Raw genomic sequence first — 1,439 nt, 5'->3', positions numbered from 1 at the left:
GCATCAATAACAACAGTTATTGATACAGCCCAAGCTTGCGTAAGCACTCCTTCAACTCCCTCAAACTTCAAAATAAATGCATCAAGACCCCCCGCATTGCTTCCCTGAAAATATGCTCCTCCGCCTGGATTATAGGTCGGAAAATTTGACGAAGTAGTAAGCCCAGCTACAAAAACATTACCCCCCGGATCAACTGAATTTGATCCTGCAGCATCAATCCCACTTCCCCCATAATAAGTAGCCCACTGCCTTACTCCTGCATTCGTGAATTTTAATATATATGCATCCCGATCCCCCGCATTGCTTCCCTGAAAATATGCACCTCCGCCTGGATCATAGGTCGGAAAATTTGTTGAAAAAGTATACCCAACCACGAAAACATTTCCACCTACATCTGTTGAAATATTCCATCCCTCATCACGCAAACTTCCCCCATAATAAGTAGCCCACTGCCTTACTCCTGCATTCGTGAATTTCAATATAAATGCATCCCAATCCCCCGCATTGCTTCCCTGAAAATATGCACCTCCGCCTGGATCATAGGTCGGAAAATTTGTTGAAGTAGTATGCCCAACAGCGAAAATATTTCCACTCGCATCTGTTGTACTTGAAAATGGTACCTCATCCCCGCCTCCCCCATAATAAGTAGCCCACTGCCTCACCCCTGTATTTGTGAATTTCAAAATAAACGCATCTTGCTGCCCTCCCGCATGGTTTCCCTGAAAATACGCTCCCCCTCCCGGATTATATGTTGGAAAATTAGTTGAATAAGTCGTCCCCACTATGAAAAGATTTCCATCTCTGTCCGTCGTAATTAGAAGTGAATGATCATTCCCACTTCCCCCATAATAAGTAGCCCACTGCCTTACTCCTGCATTCGTGAATTTCAATATAAATACATCCCAACCCCCCGCATTGCTTCCCTGAAAATATGCACCTCCGCCTGGATTATAGGTCGGAAAATTTGTTGAAGTAGTAAACCCAGTCACGAAAACATTTCCACCTACATCTGTTGAAGTTGCATTTGCAAGTTCACTCCCACTTCCCCCATAATAAGTAGCCCACTGCCTTACTCCTGCATTCGTGAATTTCAATATAAATGCATCATCACCCCCCGCATTGCTTCCCTGAAAATATGCTCCTCCGCCTGGATTATAGGTCGGAAAATTTGTTGAATTAGTTATCCCAACAGCGAAAACATTACCATTCGCGTCAAGCGAAGTCGCATATATCCTTTCTTCCCCGCTTCCCCCATAATAAGTAGCCCACTGCCTTACTCCTGAATTTGTGAATTTCAATATAAACGCATCAAGACCCCCCGCATTGCTTCCCTGAAAATATGCACCTCCGCCTGGATTATAGGTCGGAAAATTTGTTGAATTAGTCTCCCCAGCCACGAAAACATTTCCACTTGCATCTGTTGGAATTGAACGTGCCCT

The 1,439-nt window shown here is 44.3% G+C and carries 1 protein-coding gene; it reads right to left on the bottom strand.

Annotation, left to right across the window (positions count from 1 at the left end; all coding sequences use genetic code 11):
- A partial coding sequence (locus ABDH49_09040; GenBank protein ID MEN3047096.1) for an SBBP repeat-containing protein occupies positions 1-1,439 on the bottom strand: 1,439 nt, incomplete at both ends.

It is taken from the genome of Candidatus Hydrothermales bacterium, assembly GCA_039630235.1.
Classification (GTDB): domain Bacteria; phylum Hydrothermota; class Hydrothermia; order Hydrothermales; family JAJRUZ01; genus JBCNVI01.
Note: the sequence above shows the minus strand (reverse complement) of the source record. Positions and strands in the feature narration are given on the sequence as shown.